This window comes from Rhizobium sp. YAF28, assembly GCF_052113285.1.
Taxonomy (GTDB): Bacteria; Pseudomonadota; Alphaproteobacteria; order Rhizobiales; family Rhizobiaceae; genus Rhizobium.
On the sequence record NZ_JBFRCX010000026.1, the window covers coordinates 1 to 20650 of the forward strand.

Below are 20650 nucleotides of genomic sequence, written 5' to 3' on the forward strand. Positions count from 1 at the left end.
CAAGAGCCAGGGTGCCACCGTCGACCAGGTCAAGGTTCTGGCCTCGCTGTCGCTCGACCGGCACCTGACCTATGTGGCGATGACCCGCCATCGCGAGGATCTTGCCGTCTACTACGGACGCCGGTCCTTCGAAAAGACGGGTGGTCTCATACCAATCCTGTCGCGCAGGAATTCCAAGGAAACGACGCTCGACTACGAGGGCGGCCCATTCTATCGGCAGGCACTTCATTTTGCCGAAAGCCGCGGTCTGCACCTCGTTCGGGTCGCACGGACGCTGGTTGCGCATCGGCTGGAATGGATGGTCAGGCAGAAGCAGACGCTCATGAGCCTCGCCAACCGTCTGGCCAGCGTCGGCGAAAGGCTCGGTGTCGCAAGAACCGCATCGACGGCTAACCTTGTCAGCGCAGGCAAGACAGCAAAGCCGATGGTATCCGCCATCACGATCTTCCCTCAGTCGATGGCACAGGCCATAGAGGCCAGGCTCGGCGCCGATCCCGGTCTCCAGAAGGAGTGGGAGGACGTCTCGTTGCGGTTTCGTCTCGTCTACGCGCAGCCGGAGGCGGCGTTCGAGGCGGTCAATGTCGACGCGATGGTCCAGGATACAAGGGTGGCTGCGAATACAATATTGAAGATCGCGAACACGCCGGAGCTATATGGCGCCCTCAGAGGCAAGACAGGCTTGTTGGTCGGTAAGAGCGACAAGCGCGATCGGGAAACTGCTCTTCTTAATGTTCCCACTCTATCTCGCTCTCTGGAGCGCTTTCTGAAGATACGCGTTCAGACCGCGCAGAGGGCTGAGATGGCAGAGTACGCTCGACGGCAGAACTTGTCGGTTGAAATCCCAGATCTGTCGCCGAATGCGAAAGCTGCTCTCGAGCGCGTTCGCGATGCGATCAATCGAAACGATCACTCCGCTGGTCTGGAATATGTGCTTGCTGACGGAGCCCTAAAGGCCGAGCTCGAAGGGTTTGCACGCGCCGTTTCTCAGCGGTTCGGAGAGCGTACTTTTCTCGGAATAGCGACGAAGGATGCTGACGGCGAAGCGTTCAAGACCCTTACCGCCGGAATGAGCCCTACGCAACAGCTGGAGATCAAGGCCGCCTGGGCCTCGATGCGGACCGTCCAACAACTGTCTGCGCATGAGCGTACTGTCATGGCACTCAAGCAGGCGGAGGCAATTCGACAGACGAAGAGCCAAGGACTATCCCTGAAATAGCCATTGATGAATGCGGTCCGCAAATCCAACCCATGGCAATCTTGCCTAGCTCAGCTGATACTTCGACCGCCGCGACAGCGATTGACCGATATCTTATCGTCCCGGGCGCGCCAGCGATCGTGCGATATCGATGATGTCGTCGCGGGTCGCCGTCGGATCTTCCCTGTGCCAGGCAACACCGAGCCCGATCTTGAAATCGATCCCCCTCACCTTCTTGAGCTCAAAGCCGCGGTTCGGCAGATCCTGCGTCCATTCGGGAACGAAGCCGATGCCAAGTCCGGCCGAGACCAGCGACACCAGCGAGAAGGTGTCATCGCATGTGTAGGCGACATTGTCCGTCAGATTGTGCTCCTCGAACTTTTCCGCGAAATACCTTTCGCTGTAGGAGAGGTTCTGACGCGAGAAGGAGATGATCTTCTCACTGCGCAGATCCTCGATGTCGATCTCGCTCTTCAGCGATAGTGGGCTCTCCCTGGCGACAGCCAGAAGATAACGTTCATGGGCAATCGAGAAGAAGCGCAAGGAGCCGATATTCTCCACCGGCCGGATGAAGCCGAGATTGATGCGGCCTGCCTCGATATGGCGGATGATGTCATCGGTGGTGCCGCTTTCGATATGCAGGCGGATATCGGGATATTTGCGGGCGATGCGCGACAGGAACGATGGCAGCACGCCGATGGTGGCAGGATAGACGGTGCCGATCGCAATCCTGCGTGTCGTCTTGCCGGCCACCGACCGGGCGATCTCGGTCGACAGGTCGACTTCGCTCAGGATCCTGACCGACCGCTCATAAAATGCTGCCCCTGCCCTTGTCAGTTCCACCCGCCGTGTCGTGCGGATGAAGAGCTGCACGCCGAGTTCCTTCTCAAGTGCCATGACCTGGTTAGACAGAGCCGGCTGGGCGATATGCACCTTGGCTGCCGCCCTGCCGAAATGCAGCTCCTCGGCCACCGCAACGAAGTAGGATAGCTGGCGTAGTTCCATGGTCTACATGCTCCTATCGGCACCTCAAGACGCCATTTACATATTATAGTTGATAAACTTAAAGTGTGTAAACTGCGATCTAATGCGCATGGATATGCGCAAGCTTGTCGGTCGTAATTTTGCTCGCTTGCGTCGGGAAAAGGGCCTGACGCAGGAAGATGTCGAGGTGCGATCAGGGTACAGCCAACAATATCTAAGCGGGCTGGAGCGGGGCCGGCGCAATCCCACTGTTGTTACCATTTACGAGCTCGCTCAGGCGCTTGGTGTTAGCCATGTCGAACTTGTAGCTCCGGACGCTCACAACGGTAGCCCGATCCCCGACCGCTTTTGATATTTGCTCGCCCCAGCAAAAGCTCTTGTCTAGTCCATAGACCGCCTCTGACGCGTGCCTGAATTGCAACCGCGCTTCGCAAAAGGTACGTTGGCCCGTCGTAGCATATGCAACTTTTGTTTTCAATAACTAACTTTCGGAAAAAGAAAGTTTTATGATAAAGCCGCCTCAGTGCCGCGCTGCGAGAGCGCTGCTAGACTGGACTCAAAGTGATCTAGCCGAGCGAACAGCTATCAGTTCGGTTTCTATACGAGCGTTCGAAAAGGGCGGAGAGATGCGGGAAAGCAATCTTCGGCTCATCAAGCTAACTTTTGAGTCTGCTGGCATCATCTTTCAGGATGAAGGGGAGACGGTTCCAGGCGGCATAGGCGTTAGGCTCAAGTCGGACTCTGAACCAAAATAAGATTCTGCAATAAATCACCGAATTCGTATTGAGAGTGACGTCCGACGGCACGATCGCCCCTTCGGTCATAATTGAACAGGTCCTGGTGGTCGCTTCTCGCTCAGGATACCGATCTCATCTCATCGGTTTTAATGGCCACTGATCACCATCTCCAACCCCGCCGGTTCATGATGCACTGTCGCCGTGCTCGCCTCGTATTGTTCCGCATTTAAATGGATGACTAAGACTTGCGCACGAACGATCGTTTTTCCACGCTTGCCCCGCTGATCAATTGTCGACAGATCGCGCTCGGCGGTTGTTTATGACGGTTCCATGACAGAATATGTGCCCCGCTGATTTGCAAGGGGAACATAGAATATGAAAGAGAAAAAGCGGGTCTACGAGGCTCTCGTGGACGGCGCAATGGATGGACTTGTGGGCGATGCCCTTTATGATTTTGTCCGCAAGCGCTGTCCGAAAGCCTCCAGCAAGAAGATCGTTCGTGCCTCGCTGCTGGCGCTCAGCGATCCTCATCTAAAGGACCGCAATATCCTCGATGTCATCTATGCGCTGGCGATTAAGCACCGACTGGATGACACCAGCATCGATGACGAGCATGATGAAGAGGCCGAGGAACAGAAGAAACCCTCCGAAACGGTCATCAAGGAATAACCTCCGCTTTTCCTGATATGGCGAGGACGAGAAAAGCCCTGGATCTGGGCACCGGCCTCGTTAGGCGGCGCTATCCGAGAGCTCTTCGAGGATCGGGCAGTCGGGACGGTCATTGCCGTGGCAGGCATGAACGAGATGCTCGAGCGTGTGTCGCAACTCCGTCAGCTCGCGGATTTTCCGATCGATTTCCGAAAGCTTCGCCTCGGCGATCCCCTTGACGTCGGCGCTTGCCCGGCTTTTGTCCTCATAGAGCGCCAGCAACTGACGGCATTCCTCCACGGAGAAGCCGAGGCCGCGCGAACGCTGCAGAAAGCGCAGCTTGTGTACGTCCGAGGCCGCATAGTCGCGGTAGCCGTTTCCGCCCCGGTCAGGACGGATCAGGCCGATATCCTCATAATAGCGGATGGTCTTTGAAGGCAGGCCGGACCGTTCCGAGGCTTCGCCGATATTCATCGCCTGGTTCCTTTACAGCTTTTCGACCCTCAGTCTCAGCGCATTGCCAATGACGGAGACAGAGGAGAGGCTCATGGCGGCCGCTGCAATCATCGGCGAGAGCAACAGGCCGAAGATCGGGTAGAGCACACCGGCTGCCACGGGGATGCCGAGAGCATTGTAGCCGAAGGCGAAGCCGAGGTTCTGGCGGATGTTGCGCATCGTCGCCTCAGCCAGCCGTCTTGCGCGGACGATCCCGTTGAGATCGCCCTTCACCAATGTAATGCCTGCGCTTTCCATCGCAACATCTGCACCCGTGCCCATGGCGATGCCGACATCGGCGGCTGCCAGCGCCGGTGCATCATTGACCCCATCACCAGCCATGGCAATGACGGCGCCTTTTGCCCTCAGTTCATCGACGAGCGCCTTCTTGTCCTCGGGCAGAACATCGGCGCGGACCTCGTCGATCCCGAGGCTTTTCGCCACGGCACGGGCCGTGCGTTCGTTGTCGCCGGTCGCCATGATGATCTTCAGGCCGCTGTCGTGCAGCGCCTTGATGGCAGCCGCCGTCGTTGGTTTGATGCGGTCGGCGACGGCGACGAGGCCGGCCAAAGTACCGTCGATGACGACGAACATGACGGTCTTGCCTTCGCCGCGGAGCACCTCGGTCTGGTCCAGGAGCGCTGCCGGATCGGTGCCGAGATCGGCGAGTAGGGCGGCATTGCCGAGGGCGACGGACGCGCTGCCGACCGTGCCTTTTACGCCCTTACCGGTCTGTGCCTCGAAACCTGTGACCTCGTGAAAGGTGAGGCCGCGTTCTTCGGCCCCTGAGACGATGGCTTCTGCAAGCGGATGTTCAGAGCCACGTTCGAGGCTCGCGGCAAGCGCCAGCAGGTGTTTTTCATCAATGCTGCCCAAAGCCACAACGTCCGTCAGCTTGGGCTTACCTTCGGTCAGCGTGCCGGTCTTGTCGACGATCAATGTATCGACCTTGGAAAAACGCTCCAGCGCTTCCGCATCCTTGATCAGGACGCCTTCCTGCGCACCGCGTCCGGTGGCGATCATGATCGACATCGGCGTTGCGAGGCCAAGTGCGCATGGGCAGGCGATGATCAGGACGGCGACGGCGGCGAGCAGCCCATTGGCCAGCCGCGGCTCCGGCCCGACAAAGGACCAGACGAGGAAGGCTGCGATGGCAGCGGCAACGACGGCCGGAACGAAGATCGCCGAAACACGATCGACGGCGCCCTGAATCGGCGCGCGCGAACGCTGTGCCTTGGCCACCATATCGACGATACGTGAGAGAGTGGTATCGGCACCGACCTTTTCGGCGGTCATGATCAATGCGCCGTTCTTGTTCATCGTGCCGCCGGTCAGTGCGTGGCCTTTGGCCTTTTCAACCGGAAGCGGTTCACCCGTGATCATCGATTCATCCAGCGTCGACTGCCCTTCGGTGACGGAGCCATCGACCGGTACGCGTTCGCCGGGGCGCACGCGCAGCCGGTCGCCGGTCTGGATCTCATCGACAGGCACGTCGCGCTCGCTGCCGTCGGCATCGATGCGGCGCGCAGTCTTTGGCGCAAGATCGAGCAGGGCGCGAATTGCAGAGCCGGTGCGTTCACGGGCTTTCAATTCCAGCACCTGCCCGACGAAGACGAGCGCCACGATGACGGCAGCCGCCTCGAAATAAACGGGGACGGAGCCGCTATGACCGCGGAAGCTGTGCGGGAAGAGGCCCGGCGCCAAGGTCGCGACGACGCTGTAGAGATAGGCCGTACCGACGCCGAGGCCGATCAGCGTCCACATGTTGGGGCTGCGGTTGACGAGCGATGCCCATGCCCTGCGGAAGAAGGGAAGGGCCGCCCAGAGGACGACGGGTGTCGCCAGCAACAGTTCGACATAGCTCGCCAGCGGCTCGCCGAGCGCTTCGCGCGGCCAGGACAGGCCAAGCATCGGGCCCATAGTAAGGATCAGGAGCGGAATTGAAAGAACAGCGCTGACCCACAGGCGCCGGATAAAATCCACGAGTTCCGGGTTCGGGCCTTCGTCTTCAGGCGGAATGCCCATCGGTTCCAGCGCCATGCCGCATTTCGGGCAGTCGCCGGGATGGTCGCTGACGACTTCGGGATGCATCGGGCAGGTATAGAGCGTGCCCTTCGGCATAGCGGCTGCCGTTGGCTTTTTGCCATGGCGATAGGTTTCGGGATCGGCCTCGAACCTCGCCTCGCAGCCCGCGGAGCAGAAATAGAATTTTTCGCCCTCGTGCTTGTGGAAGTGTTTTGCGTTCGAGCGGTTCACGGTCATGCCGCAGACTGGGTCCTTGGCGGTCAGATAATCCTGCGGTGCCGCCTCGAACTTCTTGCGGCAGCCGTCGCTGCAGAAGTGATAGGTGTGACCTTCATAATCGAGGGAGGGTTTTCCAGCGTTCGGATCGACCGTCATGCCGCAGACGGCATCGCGCACCACCACTTCAGCCTTTTCGTCGTGGCCGCAGCCACATTGCGCACCGTCGCCATGATGGTGATGGTCGTGGTGATGATCGTGCTTGCTATCCATAAACTACGCCTTTCATGCCTTTCTGGCATCCGGACAGCTTTATGAACCTTCCAGCAACTGGAAGGTCAACGTCTTTTTTCGTCCGTGCAGATTTTTTTGCGATTGCCGTCAGGCCGGCACGATCAGAGCCGCCGGCTGGTCTCCGAGAAGAGTGGCAAGCGAGATCTTGCTTCCAGGCTCCAGCATCTTGCCGGTCAAGAGATCGGCCTTGAGGCCGTGCATGGGCGAGGGCACTGATATTGCCGTATCTTCCCAGAACTCCGGCCCGGCAAAGAGTACGCCGGGATCGAGCCAGCCGAACATCAGTCGCGGCACGACTGTGATGGCGAAGTTCTCCTGGTGCAGACGGGCAAAGGCGACGACATGATCACTCCTGATGCCGTTGACGGCAACCGGGAGGTAATCGCCTTCCGTGAATAGCCGGGCGCGCTCCATCCGGAGCCCCAGGCCGATCTGGATGATGCGCTGTTTCAATGCCGCGGCCTGCAGCCGTGCGAGCGCATCGCCTTCGGCAAGCCAGCCGCTCAATGTCTCGAAATCCGGTAGGCGCCTGTTATCGGGATCGACGAAACTGAAATCGAAACCCTCTGCCCCCTGGTAGATGTCGGGAATGCCCGGTGCCGTCAGTTTGATCAGCGTCTGCGACAGGCTGTTGACGTAGCCGGCTTCGATGAAGGGCTGCAGGGCTCGAGCGAAATCCTCGGTGAATGCGTCATCGTCGATTGAGAGGAGCGCGGCCGTATAGGTTCGCACCGCCTCTTCATAGTCACTGTTCGGCGCCGTCCAAGTCGTGCGCAGCTTGGCTTCGCGAATGGCCTTTTCCGCAAAAGCGGTGAAGCGGTCGCGTAGCGCATCGGCATGATGGCGGTCGAAATCCTCGGGCCAGGCGCCGGCAAGCGCCTGGTAGAGCATCCATTCCAGATTGGGCTCAGGTGCTGCGCCATCCGGCAGTTCCGTGCGGTGGCTTTCATTCAGTCTTCGCCAGTGTTCGACGGCGTCGGCAAAGACGCCGGCGCCTTCGCTCACGGCATAAAGCCGGGCGCGCGCATCCTCGCCGCGCTTCGTGTCATGCGTCGATGTTGCCGAAAGACCTGAGGGCTGGGAGCGTGTGCGCGCTTGCATGAATTGGTGAAACGCTTCGACGCCACCTGGCACATGATCCGGCTCGCCGCCGACCTCGTTTACCGCCAGCAGCCGGTTGTAGCGATAGAAGAGCGTATCCTCCATTGCCTTTGCCATGACGGGGCCGGAGAGTTGCTGGAAACGGAGGCGGAATTCGCGAGCCGCCTCGTTGTCGATCGTGCCTTCGAGTATGGCCGCGATGCTCTGCAGGGGCTGCGCATAGTCCAGATGTCCGGCGGCCGCCATCTCGGCTTTCTTCAGGAGATCCGCATCCCGCGTATCGAGCGGGCCATTGGCCCCATAGGTGCGGTAGACGGAAAAGGCGATCAGAAGCTCTGAGATCGCCCCAGTAATTTCCTCCTTCGACAGTTCGGGAAAGAGGCCGGCTGCAATGTGTGCAAGGCGGGCCGCCTCGCCGGCGAAATTCTGTTCGACCATCAGCCGCTTGGCCGTCCGCCGCCCGGCTTCAAAATCGCCATTGCCATCCGCCAGTCGGCGATAGGCTTCATCGAGCTTCTGTAAACCATTGCCGTCCACGAAAAGCCCACTTAAGGCTGTAATGAACTCGTAGCCGGTCGTTCCCTGCACCGGCCAGTCGGCGGGAAATTCCTCACCTGCGCCGAGAATCTTTTCGACGACGATATAGGTGTCCGCGCCGACCGCTTCGCGCAGGCGGTCGAGATAGGCTCTCGGTTCCGCCAGCCCGTCAATATGGTCGATGCGCAGGCCCTGCACCTGGCCCTGACGCACGAGATCGAGAACCAGGCGGTGGCTCTCTTCGAAGACCCTGATATCCTCGACCCGCAGGCCGACCAGCCCCGTCACCTCGAAAAACCGCCGATAGCTCAGATGCTCCGAGGCCTCCTGCCAGCGCTGAAGCTGCCAGTGCTGTCTCCCGTGCAGCCGTGTCATAAAGGCATTGTCTTTCGAAAGCGCTGCAAGCTTTCCACTCAGGCTTTTGAGATCGCCGGCCTCGAAGATCATATCGCGCAGGCCACGATACAGGTCACCGCCGTCGACAGAGGCCGTCAGTTCCGCCATCCCGGCGAGAACCGGATCATCCAGTTCCGCCGAGAGCAGAGGGTAGCTTTCCATGCTCAGCGGAAAGAGGTTGTCATAATAGCTGATCGCCAAATTGCCATGCGCCTCGTCGATGGTGATCGTCAGTTCGCCGGCAGCAACGCTTTCATCGAAGCTCTTGCCGAGCTGGGGCAGGGTCAGCCGCTCGCGCCAGTCTATGTCGAAATAGTCTGCAAACGGGCTATGCCTGCCGAATTCCAGGACGCTCCGCCACCAGGCATTCTCCAGTGAAGCGGCCATATGGTTCGGCACGATGTCCAGGATCAGGCCCATGCCTGCTTCTGACAGCGTCGCCGTCAGGCGATCGAATCCCGCCCTTCCTCCAAGTGCTGGATCGATCTCGCTGGCGTCGGTCACGTCGTAACCATGCGTCGATCCCCTGGTAGCCGTGAGGACCGGCGAGGCGTAGAGGTGGCTGAGGCCGAGCGACTTCAGATAGGGTACGAGCCCGCATGCGTCATCGAATGTCATGCCGTTGCGGAACTGGACCCGGTAGGTCGCGGAGGGGAGTGTCATGGGGTCATTTTTGCCGTTTGGAGGAGACATCTTCCAACGGTTGTGAAGCGCTTTTGTTCCCGTCCCTTAAGGGTGGGTTCGTGATGGTAGTGAATTCGAAATCATGGGGAATGGGCGTCTGAATCGTATCCGCACCGTGACCGTTCCAATCTCCAGCGCGCACTTCAGGACCGCTTACTCACCATAAAATCTTGCCCCGACGTTCAACGCTATATATACTCTGTTCAACACAGGGAGAATTTCATGGCTGCCCGATCACATTCTGCCGCGGAAACTGAAGCAAAGGTCGCATTGAATCGCAACAAACTTGTGCTCGAGCAAGCGAAGGCCATTGGTCTTCTTGGCGCGGCGAAGAATACGAGACTGTCCGGGCGCGTCCCCTCAGAGTTGATCGAGGCGGCCAAGAAGCGTGCCCATGTTACCTCCGACACCGAGTTGCTGGAATTGGCGCTTTCCCGCCTTGCTCTTGAAGATGACTTTGGCGTGCGTCTGGTGGACCGAAAAGGCATCATCCCGGCGGATATCGATCTTGAGATTTGATCTTTCCGAAAGCCTTCGCGCGTTAAAACCCGAAAAGCACAGGGGAACGCTCGAACGCAGACCCGACGAAACTCTCGCATGGGCTGCTGACGAACCGCCAATCGGCGGGCCTCTGTTCCTGGACACCAGCGTTTATCTGGACGTGCTTCAGGGCCGCTCGCCGACGGAGGTCGATACGCTGCTGACCTATCGCCTCTGCCACCATTCCGCAGTGTGCCTTTCTGAGCTGACCCATGCCTTCGGTCGGCTGAACCCAAAACATCGCTCTACAAAAGCGGCTCTGGCAGCGATCGCTGCGACGGTCGAAGACATTCCGGTCCACCGGCTTCATGCCCCGGATGCGCCCATCTGGGGACAGGCAGGCATGTTGGCCGGGCTCCTCTTTCGCCTGAGCAATCTGCCCAAAGGCGAGGGACATGAGCGCCGCTTCGTCAATGACGCCCTCATTTTCCTGCAGGCGCGGCAGCTGGGCGCGAGCGTATTGACCGGCAACGCGCGGGATTTCGACTTCCTGTCGCAGCTTGTACCGAGTGCTCGCGTCATCCTCTATCGAGTGCCTCTGTAGCCGCGCTTATCAGGAACGCTGGGCTTCTACTGATGGGCCATCGTCCGGGAGCCAAGGTCAAGTTTCGTGCTCTGCCAACAGAACGCTTCAATCTGGCCAGGTAAGGCTCTAGTCGACGAAGACGCCGACGCTTGCCGCCCGGCCCATGGAATCGATAACCGTCAGCTTGGAATAACCCCCGCCATCAGGCATCCAGCTTTGCGTGCGCCGGCGGGAAAGATCCGGCAGCGGCTTGCCGTTGGCAAGCCAGCGGAAAGGCGCGCGGCCGCCCTGCAGTTTTAGCATCAGCGGCGAAAGATCGCCCGCCTTTGCCCCAAGATCGACATGGGCGCCCTCCGGGGGATAGACGATCTGGGGCGACGGCTCGCGGCCGGACGCGACGAGCAGCCCGTTGGCATTGACGGCAAATCGCCTCTGGCTGATCGGCAGCTCGGTCTGGGCGATGCGCACGGCGCCTGCCGGCGGACGCGGCAGCGGCGTGGTGGCGATGCCGGATTTCGCAAGCGCCTCGAAGAGGATGGGGGCGGCCGTGCCATATCCCGTCAAACCGGGTACGGCGCTGTTATCGGGCCGTCCGACCCACACACCAAGCACATAGCGCCCATCATAACCGACCGACCAGGCATCGCGATAGCCGTAGCTCGTGCCGGTCTTGTAGGCGATGCCGCGTTGCGGCGCGCCGGCCGGCGGTATGACGCCCGAGAGTATGTCGGCGACATTCCAGACCGCGACCGGCTCCAGCAGGGGCTCGCCTTCGATCTTGCCCGGCGCATTCGTTACACCGTCACCGATCCTTACCGGCTGGCCGCGATTGGCAAGCGCTGTATAGAGCTGCACGAGATCCTTCAGCGTGATGCCGACGCCGCCAAGGCCGATCGCCAGGCCCGGCGTCTCGTTTGGCGGCAAAACGGGGCGCACCTCGGCGCGGCGGAAACGTACCATAAGGCGAGACGGGCCGACCGCATCGAGCAGCTTGACGGCCGGCACGTTGAGGGAGAGCTGCAAGGCCTCGCGCACTGTCACGTCGCCCTGGTAGCTCATGTCGAAATTGCGCGGCCGGTAGCCGAAGAAATCGGCCGGCCGGTCCTCGATGATGGTCTCCTGGCTGACGAGTCCCTGCTCGAAGGCAAGGCCATAGATGAAGGGTTTGAGCGTTGAGCCGGGCGATCGGTTGATACGCGTCATGTCGATCCAGCCGGAGCGGCTGGCATCGAAATAATCAGCGGAACCCACCTCGCCGACGATCTCGCCGGTCTCGGCGTCTGCCATCACCATGGCGAGCGAGAGCTTCGGTCCGAGCTTCACCGTCGCGGCACGCGCGACGGCTTCGAGACCCGTCTGGACCTGTTTCTTCAGCGTCGTCTGGTGCTGGATCGCTTTCGGATCCTTACGCAGGGCGGCTTCCGCAACATGGGCGGCAAGGGCTGGAAGCTGCAGCCTGCGGGCGGGAATGGTAACACCCTCGGCGCGTTCGGCCTCGCCATCGCCGACCACCTCGGCCACGGCGATACGGTCGAGCACCCGCTTGCGCGCCGCTTCCGCTGCCTTCAGGTTCCGGTCCGGGCGGCGCTTTTCGGGCAATTGCGGCAGCGCGACGAGCAGGGCGGCTTCGGCCACTGTCAGCCGCTTCGGCTCCTTGCCGAAATAGGCAAGGCTTGCGGCACGCACGCCTTCCAGATTGCCGCCATAGGGCGCATGGGTGAGATAGAGATCGAGGATCTCACCCTTCGAAAGCCGCCGCTCGATCTGCACCGCGCGCACGATCTGCAGGAGCTTTGCCGAAAACGACCGGCTTTCGCGCGGCTCGATCAGCCTTGCCACCTGCATGGAGAGCGTCGAGGCGCCAGACACGATTCGGCCGTTGCTGACAAATTGCAGTGCCGCGCGCCCGAGCGCCCAGACATCGATGCCGGAATGCTCGTAGAAACGCTGATCCTCGTAGGCGACCAGCATGCGAGTGAACTGCGGATCGACGTCGGAAACGCCGGTCTTCAGCCGCCAGCGCCCCTCCGGTGTGGCAAAGGCGCGCAGCAACTGCCCGTCGGAATCCAGCACTTCGGGCGAGACGGCTTCTGCTTGCTCCAGCGGCGGCGGATAAGCACGGTCGGCGGCATCGAGCGCGAAAAGACCTGCGCCGGCAATGATGATGCCGGCCGCTGTCCCGATCGCAAACTTTTGCCACCGCCTCATTGTCGAGCCGCAACGACCTCCATCTTGCCGGTCGCCGTCCGCGCAGACATATCGGGACGGTACATGTCCTCGACTGTCGCTGCCGGATGATCGTAGACGCCAGGTGTTACGGCGCGCACGACATAGGCGACGTTGAAGTCACGCGCTGAACTTTCGTCGCGGTTGAAGGCGGCGACGAAGCGGTCGTAGCGGAATTCCGTATGGGCGGCGGACATCTCGCCAACCCAGTCGAAATTCGTCATCTGGGCGCTGTCGACAAGGTTCGGATTGTCGATCTCGAATCCGGCCGGCAGGAGATCGGTGATGACGATGCGCGAGGCCCAGTCGTTCTGCTCGGTAACATGCAGCACCACGACGTAGCGCTCGTTCTGCTGCGCCTCGCTGACATTCGCCTCCTCGCCATCAAGCGTGTAATAGGTCCGCTCGATGGTAAAGCCGTTGCCGCCGGCCGGCAGCGGCTTGACAGGGGCGGCGACCGTGGTGACGACAGCCGAGACCGTGTCGCTCGTGGCACTCGTCAATGTCAGCGGATGGTCGATCAGCGCATCGCCGGTCATCTTCGCCATATAGGCGCCGGTCCGCTCAGCGCCGTTGACGTTGACCTTCAGATCGTCGTCGCCGTTCTGCAGGGCACGCGCCGCCAGCAGCATCCAGGCCTGTTCCTGGGTGCTTGTATATTTGCTGCGATCCCATTCCCGCGCGACCGCCTTGGCAAGTTCCGGAATGACGGGCGGAACCGGACGGCTTTCGGCGGCAAGCGCCAGGATCGCGGCGCCATCGCGCAGCACCGAGCCATAATCGGTGCGCGAGAAATTCACGCGGGTCACCATCGACTGTTTCGACATTTGGAGCGCATCGACGAAAATGTTCTTCGAGCGCGTTGCATCGCCATAGAGCGCCAGTGCTGCAGCGATATGGGCCTTGGCAAGCGGCGTCGGGAAGTCGTTGATCATCGTGTCGGCATAGTAACGCAGGTCGCTGACAGCGGCCTTCTTGTTGCGGGCAAGCACATAGAGGGCGTAGGCGATCTCATCACCCTTGCCTTTCACATCCGTCGTGTAGGAGAGCGAGTTCTGCAGGTTTTCCAGCGCCTGGACGAGCGCGCGATCCGGCACATCGTACTTCTGCTCGCGCGCCCTCGTCAGGAAATCCGTGACATAAGAATCGAGCCAGAGATCGCCGGAATCCGGTCCCCACAGACCGAAGCTTCCCGCATAGGCCTGGTAGGACAGCACACGGTAGATCGCATCCTGCACGCGCTTGTGGATGTCGTCATCCGTTTCATCCATACCGGCCTGCTTGGCGACCTCGGCCAGATAGAGCAGTGGCATGGCGCGGCTCGTCGTCTGTTCGGCGCAGCCGAACGGATAGCGGTCGAGCGTCATCAGCAGAGCGGGAATGTCGAAAGCGGCCGAGCGTGTGACGTTGACGCTAACCGAGGCGCCCGGAAGCACGCTGTCGGCGAGCAAGTTCTTGTCGATGGTCAGGCTCTTGCCAGGTGTAAGCGCAATGACGCGCCGTTCGGTGACCGGCAGCGAGGAGGGCCGCACCGGTACATCGACCACCTGGTCGAGCGAAAGCCCCTGATCATTCGACAGGTTGATCGCCACGCGGCCATCGCCCGGCTCGCCGCCGACAAGCGTCAGCGTCAGGTCGGATTTGGCGCCGGCCTCAAGCTTCAGCGTCTGCTCGGCAGGTCCGTCGATGCTGAGCGCGCTGTTGCCGGTGAGCGTCAGCTTGTAGTCGCCGGTCGGCGCATCGGTATTGGCGATGTCGAGGCGCAGATTGGCCTTGTCTCCGGGTGCGAGGAATTTCGGCAGGCTTGCGGTGACGACGACAGGATCGCGGATGATGACATCCTTGGCGCTGTGACCAACACCGGTTTTCGTCCAGGCAAGCGCCATCACGCGGGCGGTCCCGTTGAACTGTGGAATGTCGAAGCTGACTTTCGCCTTGCCTTCGGCATCGAGCCTCACCGGACCGGAGAAGAAGGCGACGAGCTTCTGCGTCGGAGGGCTTGCCTGCAGCGCGATCGCGCCGCCATCGCCACCGGTGCGCAGCTTGCCGGTCGCGCCCAGCGAACCGTCGATCAGGCGGCCGTAAAGGTCGCGGATTTCGAGGCCGAGCTGGCGCTGGCCGAAATACCAGTCCTCAGGGTTCGGCGGCTCGTAGCGGGTGAGGTTCAAGATGCCGACATCGACGGCGGCAACCGTAATATAGGCTTCCTCATTCGCGCCGGCGCCGGCGACCTGCAGGCCGATATCAAGCGGTCCGCGCGGCAGCATCTTTTCCGGCGTATCGATCTTGACCTGTAGTGCACGCTCAGCGGGATCGACCTTCAGCCATTTGATGCCGATCGAGCGGGCCGGCATATGGGTGTCGAGCGAATCGCCCGGCCGGAAGAGCGTGGCAGTCACATAGGCGCCGGCGCCCCAGTCGGCAGTGACGGGAATATCGACCTCACCGCCGGTTTCGCCCATGGTGGCGTTCTCAACGGCAATCAGGTTTTCCGTGCCGGCCGTGATCATCAACTCGCCGCCATAACGCGACGTGACCTTCAGCTTGGCCGTCTCGCCGACATGATAGCTGTCCTTGTCGAGAGCGATTTCGAGACCGTCGGGCGTTTCCGTCGAAGTCGAGGCGACGAACCAGCCGGCATCGAACTCGACGCTGGAGGTCGGACCGTCGGCGTCAGGGCTTTCGACCTCGAGCCGGTAACGGCCCCAGTTGACCGGTGCCTGGATCTTGCCGCCATTTTCAGCCGTCGCATCCACCGAGCCGGAGGCGACCTCTTCGGGTGTGTAGGTTGGTTCATATTTCCAGGCTGTGCCTTCGCGATACCACTGATAGTCGCGGCGCAGCTTGTAAAATTTCCAGCGCAGGCCCTTCATCTCCTGCTTCTGGCCCAGGGTATCGAGGCCGATCACCGTGAAATTCGCGAGCGCATTCTCCGGCAGATCTCCGTCGAATTCCGGCTTGATGCCGATGGCGGTCGCGTCGGTCTTGACCGGGATTTCCAGCGAACGCTCGATGGCCCGGCCGCCCGGCTCCTGCATGCGCAGATAGACGGTGGCATTCAGGAGCTGGGTCGTGGCCGGCAGTTCGCCGATCGTCAGGTCCGTCGAGGCCTCGCCATTCTCGTCGAGCGCGGGCAGGCCGTCGATCGGCTGACGCGAATCCTCGCTCGCCTCTTCGTCGGCAAGGCCGAACTGGTAGCCGGGATAGGCGGCATTTTCGCGCGTCGGCTTGACGACGACGTCGCCCTCAATCGTCAGGCCCGCCGCTGGCGCGCCATAGAGATATTTGCCGGAAATATTGATCGTCGCGGCCGTATCCGTGCCGATCTCCTTGGAGTCGGTCTTGATCTCCATATCGGTCCGGTCAGGCACGAAATCGTCGACGAGGAAGGTCTTGGTGGCGATCGCCGAGCCCTTCGGGTCGGTATAGACGTTCATCGTCCAGGTGCCGCGCATCGCGTTTTCCTGGGTCTGCAGGTCCACCACATAGCCGCCGAGATTGCTCGTCTGGCTGACGATGCGTCGGTCTTCCACACCGTCCGGCCGTGAGAAGATGAAGGTCAGCGGCAAGTTTTCGATCGCCTTGCCGTCCGTATCGCGGGCAAGGGCTGCGGCATGGACGATTTCCCCGGCGCGGTAGATGCCGCGCTCGGTGAAGGGCAGCACGTCGATGGCGCCCGGCGCGGCGCGTCCGGTAACGCCACGGTCGGAAAGATCGAAGCCAGCGCGCGTCATGTCGAGAAAGACATAGTCGGACGTGCCGTTTTTGGCGCTGATGACGGCCGGCGTGAGTGCTGCGGTGCCGCGCATCAGACCGGCCGTGAAGGTAGCCCGGCCGTCCGCGTCGGTCGTGGCGGTTCCGAGCACTTCATTGTTCTTGGCAAGAAGCTGCAATTCGACGCCGGCCATCGGCTTGGCAGATGCAAGCGAGCGGGCAAAGACGTTCAGCCCGTCCGTGCCGGCATAGGTGGTAACGCCGATATCGGAGACGAGAAACCATTGTGTGGCCTGCGAATCCCAGTCCTGCGCGGGGCCGGTCGGTGGGGTTGCGACCATCACATAGATGCCGGGCTTGCGCTCGGGCAGCGCCTCGTCGACCGGGAAGCTGGTGACGACATCCTTGTTGAGTTCGTTGGCGATCTCGATCGAACCCTGCCAGACGAGCTCCCCACTCTGGTCCTGGATATTCTGGGCGCTGTAGCCGTCGAGCTGCGTCAGGAATTGCGAGCCGGTCAGCAGAGGTGCTATGCCGCGATCGCCGATCCGGTAGAGCTTCAGATTGGCAGAGGCCATATTGACGGAAACGATCGGGATGCCGCGTCGCGCCGTCGACGGCAGCACGAAGCTGTCGCCCGTGAAACGCACCATCTGGCTGCGGTCCTTGATATAGACGTCGATCGTGACCGGCGCTTCCAGAACCTCGTCGACCGAGGAGGGCAGGCCGGTGCGGAAGCCGATCTTGTAGGTCTCGCCGTGGGTCAGGCCCTCGACGCAGATCTGCTTGTCCTTGGCTTCCATGGCCTTGGGCGCAGCGCCGTTCAGCGTCACGAAGGGTGCATAGTCGACCGTCTTGACCAGCGCCTCGGAGAAGGTGACGCAGGCGCGCGGTGTGGCGCTATCGGCATCGACCGTATGTTCGGTGATGCGGAAGCCCTGCGTCTCTTTGAGCCGCAGGTAGTCCGCCTGCACATCCTTGGCGCTGACGAGCGCAAGGCTTGCCTTGTAGCTATTCAGCGCATCGCGATAGTTGGCATTCCTTTCCAGGGCCTTGGCAAGTACGGCCAGCGCATCGGCGCGCTTATTGGTGGTGCGCGTCAGCTGGTAGCCGTTCAGCGCGTCGATCACCGCCTGACCGAAGATGCCGCTGTCAGGCGCGCCGAGCGAGGTGGCGGCACGCGCCGTCTCGATCCAGAGGTCGCCATCATCAGGGGTGATCGAGAGGGCACCATGGAAGGCCTTCAGCGCATCGGAAAGATTGCCCCCGGTGAGATCCAGGCGTGCACCAGCCGTCAGGCTGTCGACGCCCTGGCCCTGCTGGTCGTCGGCAAGCGACAGATCGTTGCGGAAATTGCGAGCCTGCTGGACAAGATCGTCGGAGAGGAAGGGCAGGCGGGGAGCAGCGCCGATATCCGGCTCTTTCGGGACGCTCGCAGCCGTCGTTTCGACGATCCTCCCGGCAATCGCGCCGGGGGCGGCATTCATCGTCTTGAAGTCGGATTTCAGGAAGCACCACTTCACCTTGGGATTATAGGTGAAGGCCTTGCAGCTCTTGTCGCCGACGCAGGCCGCCTTGCACTGATCGAGCGAGAGATTCTGCTCGGTGCGCAGGTCGAAGCCGAAATAGTCGGCGTCCTTGACGGTGACGATGTCGCGCTTGGCGTCGGCGGCAAAAGCCGACGGGCCTGCAAAAATCATAGATGCGACGATGATGGAAAAAGCGAAGAACGAGCGCACAGACATTGGTTCCCCCCGGATGCTGGCTCTGAGCCGGGCGGCACTGTCCCCACTCTCCAGAGAATTGTCAACTCGCCTTCCCGCCTGTTCCGGTTTCGCACATTCGCTTTCGTGCAATCGTCACATCGGTGTGAGTGAACAGCTTGTGATTTGCGGGTTTTTCGTCGATAGGCGAGGATTTCGCCATGTAGTCCCGGAGGTAGCCCCCATGCCCATATCCACATCAGGCAAGGTCCTTGCCGCGCTTTTTGCAACCGCAGCCCTTTCGCTCAGCCTTAGTTCCGTCGCAACCCAAGCAGCAGAAGATGCCGTCGTCATTCCAGCCCCTGCCATCGACGAGGCGGGTAAGTCCGGCACCGAGACCGCCGTCTTCGCCGGCGGCTGTTTCTGGGGTATCCAGGGCGTCTTCCAGCATGTGAAGGGCGTCAAAAGCGCTATTTCCGGCTATGCTGGCGGCGAAGCGGCAACCGCCCAGTACGAAACGGTGAGCGCCGGTACGACGGATCATGCCGAATCCGTCAAGGTGACCTTCGATCCGAAGCAGGTCAGCTACGGAAAGCTCCTGCAGGTCTTTTTCTCGGTCGCGCACAACCCGACCCAGCTCAATTTCCAGGGACCGGACGAAGGCACCCAATACCGCTCGGCACTTTTCATCTCAGACCCGGAACAGCGCAAGGTCGCGAAAGCCTATATCGCCCAGCTCGACAAGGCGCATGTCTTCAAACAGCCGATCGTCACCAAGGTCACCGACTATACCGGCTTCTACCCGGCCGAGCAGTATCACCAGGACTTTTTGACGCTGAACCCGACCTACCCCTATATCGTCTATAACGACCTGCCGAAGATCGAAAACCTGAAGCAAATCTTCCCGGCCGATTACAGCAAGGATCCGGTTCTGGTGCTGAAGGCCAAGGGCTGAGAATCCTGCAAAATCAGAATTTCAGAAGGCGGCCAGAGTCGCCGCCTTTTTACGAACTGCAAAAAATGTAAGAATTTATCAATATTAACAGAAGTTTAATTGAGAAATACCGCGTTTCATGCCGGAACATATCGTCGCATCGCCCGTTTAAGCTGCGAGCCTCGTCGAAGCAGTCGTCTTCATCGAAGCGGAGTCTCCCTAAGGTAAAGCGTAAAGGGATCTGTCATGGCCACGAATGTCATGCGTAGCTGGCAACGGGAACATCTCATGGAACAGCGAGTGCTGATTGTCGAAGACGAATTGCTGATCGCCCTCGATCTCGAAATGACGATCGAGAACATGGGCGTGCATGTCGCAGGTCTCGCATCGGATCGCGAGGGGGCCTTCAGGCTTGCGCCGCTCGCAGACATCGCCTTCGTCGATGTCAATCTCTCCGACGGTGCGACCGGCCCTGAGATCGGCCGGCAGCTCGCGGAAGACCACGGCATTTCCGTCGTCTTCATGACTGCTAATCCCGAAGTAGTTGCAGACGGCGTGCGCGGCGCGCTCGGCGTGGTGCAAAAACCGGTCATGCCACGGGTGGTCGAACAGCTCCTAAAATACGTGGCAGCCCGCCGGGCCGGGATGCTGGCTGTGGTGCCACAGCAGATGATGGTGTTTGCTTAGTGCCCGTGGACGTCCCGGAAAGGCCTTGGGTTCCAGATCGAGCAAATGAACTTGGGCTTTCCACTTGGTGGCACTGAACGAATGTAGTTGCAAATCCCTTTCGGGTCGCACTGTTCAACCGACGAATGGAGCGACTGAAAGCTCCGCCTCCAAACCTCTTCCGACGCCAAGAGAGCCAACCATTCCGAACAGCTTTATAGCGGGTCTTTGATTGGTCGGGGTGCTTTACATCCGTTGCTGGGGAGCTAGTAGGGCTTCGGACCGTTCACGAAGGATCGGACATCCGCCAATCCATCATTTGTTGACCTAAAACCAAGCGGGGCCGCTTGCTACATCTCAAGAGAGAACGCATGTTACGTTTCTATATCTTCTTTTTTAGGTCGCTGCATGAGTGAAAAGCCTACACGCCACTACACACCTGAGAACATTGTAATCACCATAGGCGCGGCATTAATTATCGTCGCTCTCGGGCTACGGATCGGAAGTAGCGTTGAAGTATGGTCGTTGATGACACTATCATTCGTCTGCATTGCCGTTATCGGCGGGTGTCTTATAACCGCCGGTCTTCTTGATAAACACCAAGGATCGAAAAACCGAATGCGGTCTGAATTTTCACTGGACAATAACGTTGTTTCCCCCGCAGATGGACTTGAATACCTGTCAATCGTTACCTTGACGAACGCGCGTGACCCTTCATTATCGGATCAAGCTGCTGAGACACCCGAGTCGTGCCAACGAGGTCGAATGTTGGCGACCTTGAAGAAACCCTAGATCGCTTCGAAATGGATCGATGGCCCTATCGGGTTCGTAGTAAGACAATCTCGATCAGCCGATTGCGCAAGAAGGATCAACTATTCTTTATGGTAGCGAGCGAAGAGCCGATTGCCACGCCCTCCCGCCTCAAGCCCGTCCTCGTCATCCTGTGGCTGCTGCTGATTTCGGCTCCCATTCTGGAAAGCGATAGCTATCGCTATGCGGCGCTGTTGCTGATCGGGACGACCTTTGTCT

Annotated in this window: 13 protein-coding genes; 7 read left to right on the plus strand and 6 right to left on the minus strand. The window is 60.4% G+C overall.

Going from position 1 to position 20650, the window contains the following annotated elements; genetic code table 11:
* A partial coding sequence (locus AB4Z13_RS32620) for a BID domain-containing protein (RefSeq protein ID WP_442207754.1) occupies positions 1 to 1216 on the plus strand: 1216 nt, incomplete at its 5' end.
* Positions 1217 to 1309: 93 nt separating this feature from the next.
* Here the strand turns inward: AB4Z13_RS32620 and AB4Z13_RS32625 are convergent.
* The gene (locus tag AB4Z13_RS32625) at positions 1310 to 2200 is read right to left on the minus strand and encodes a LysR family transcriptional regulator (RefSeq protein ID WP_442207755.1); all 891 of its coding nucleotides are present in this window, start codon (positions 2198 to 2200) and stop codon (positions 1310 to 1312) included.
* A gap of 88 nt (positions 2201 to 2288) precedes the next feature.
* Between AB4Z13_RS32625 and AB4Z13_RS32630 the strand changes: the two genes are divergently transcribed.
* Positions 2289 to 2531 (plus strand): helix-turn-helix domain-containing protein, encoded by a 243-nt coding sequence (locus tag AB4Z13_RS32630; protein WP_442207756.1) that lies wholly within the window; start codon positions 2289 to 2291, stop codon positions 2529 to 2531.
* Positions 2532 to 3291: 760 nt separating this feature from the next.
* A complete protein-coding gene (locus tag AB4Z13_RS32635; protein ID WP_310380140.1) occupies positions 3292 to 3585 on the plus strand; it encodes a hypothetical protein in 294 nt (97 codons plus the stop codon).
* A gap of 60 nt (positions 3586 to 3645) precedes the next feature.
* On the opposite strand, the gene cueR is transcribed toward AB4Z13_RS32635, so the two are convergent.
* From cueR to treY, 3 genes are all read right to left on the minus strand, one after another.
* The gene (cueR, locus tag AB4Z13_RS32640; protein WP_007812037.1) at positions 3646 to 4038 is read right to left on the minus strand and encodes a Cu(I)-responsive transcriptional regulator; all 393 of its coding nucleotides are present in this window, start codon (positions 4036 to 4038) and stop codon (positions 3646 to 3648) included.
* 12 nt (positions 4039 to 4050) lie between these two features.
* A complete protein-coding gene (locus AB4Z13_RS32645) occupies positions 4051 to 6573 on the minus strand; it encodes a heavy metal translocating P-type ATPase (protein ID WP_442207757.1) in 2523 nt (840 codons plus the stop codon).
* Between the two features lie 108 nt (positions 6574 to 6681).
* Positions 6682 to 9291: a malto-oligosyltrehalose synthase gene (gene treY, locus AB4Z13_RS32650; RefSeq protein WP_442207758.1), complete on the minus strand. Its 2610-nt coding sequence runs from the start codon at positions 9289 to 9291 to the stop codon at positions 6682 to 6684.
* A gap of 243 nt (positions 9292 to 9534) precedes the next feature.
* Here treY and AB4Z13_RS32655 point away from each other — a divergent pair, with 243 nt between their 5' ends.
* Both AB4Z13_RS32655 and AB4Z13_RS32660 read left to right on the plus strand, forming a co-directional pair.
* Entirely contained in the window at positions 9535 to 9831 is a 297-nt protein-coding gene (locus AB4Z13_RS32655; protein ID WP_113321205.1) for a hypothetical protein, read from the plus strand.
* Complete coding sequence (locus tag AB4Z13_RS32660) at positions 9821 to 10396, plus strand: type II toxin-antitoxin system VapC family toxin (protein WP_442207759.1); 576 nt, start codon at positions 9821 to 9823, stop codon at positions 10394 to 10396. The genes AB4Z13_RS32655 and AB4Z13_RS32660 overlap by 11 nt, the downstream gene beginning before the upstream one ends.
* A 108-nt stretch (positions 10397 to 10504) precedes the next feature.
* Here AB4Z13_RS32660 and pbpC read toward each other — a convergent pair whose 3' ends face one another.
* Both pbpC and AB4Z13_RS32670 read right to left on the minus strand, forming a co-directional pair.
* Positions 10505 to 12586 carry a penicillin-binding protein 1C gene (gene pbpC, locus AB4Z13_RS32665; RefSeq protein WP_442207760.1) on the minus strand — a complete coding sequence of 694 codons (2082 nt, stop codon included), beginning with the start codon at positions 12584 to 12586 and terminating at the stop codon, positions 10505 to 10507.
* On the minus strand, positions 12583 to 18063 hold the full coding sequence (locus tag AB4Z13_RS32670) for an MG2 domain-containing protein (protein WP_442207761.1): 5481 nt from the start codon (positions 18061 to 18063) through the stop codon (positions 12583 to 12585). The genes pbpC and AB4Z13_RS32670 overlap by 4 nt, the downstream gene beginning before the upstream one ends.
* A gap of 202 nt (positions 18064 to 18265) precedes the next feature.
* Here AB4Z13_RS32670 and msrA point away from each other — a divergent pair, with 202 nt between their 5' ends.
* Together msrA and AB4Z13_RS32680 are read left to right on the plus strand one after the other, a co-directional pair.
* On the plus strand, positions 18266 to 18976 hold the full coding sequence (gene msrA, locus AB4Z13_RS32675) for a peptide-methionine (S)-S-oxide reductase MsrA (RefSeq protein ID WP_442207762.1): 711 nt from the start codon (positions 18266 to 18268) through the stop codon (positions 18974 to 18976).
* Positions 18977 to 19201: 225 nt separating this feature from the next.
* Positions 19202 to 19642 (plus strand): response regulator, encoded by a 441-nt coding sequence (locus AB4Z13_RS32680; RefSeq protein ID WP_442207763.1) that lies wholly within the window; start codon positions 19202 to 19204, stop codon positions 19640 to 19642.
* Positions 19643 to 20650: the final 1008 nt, after the last annotated feature.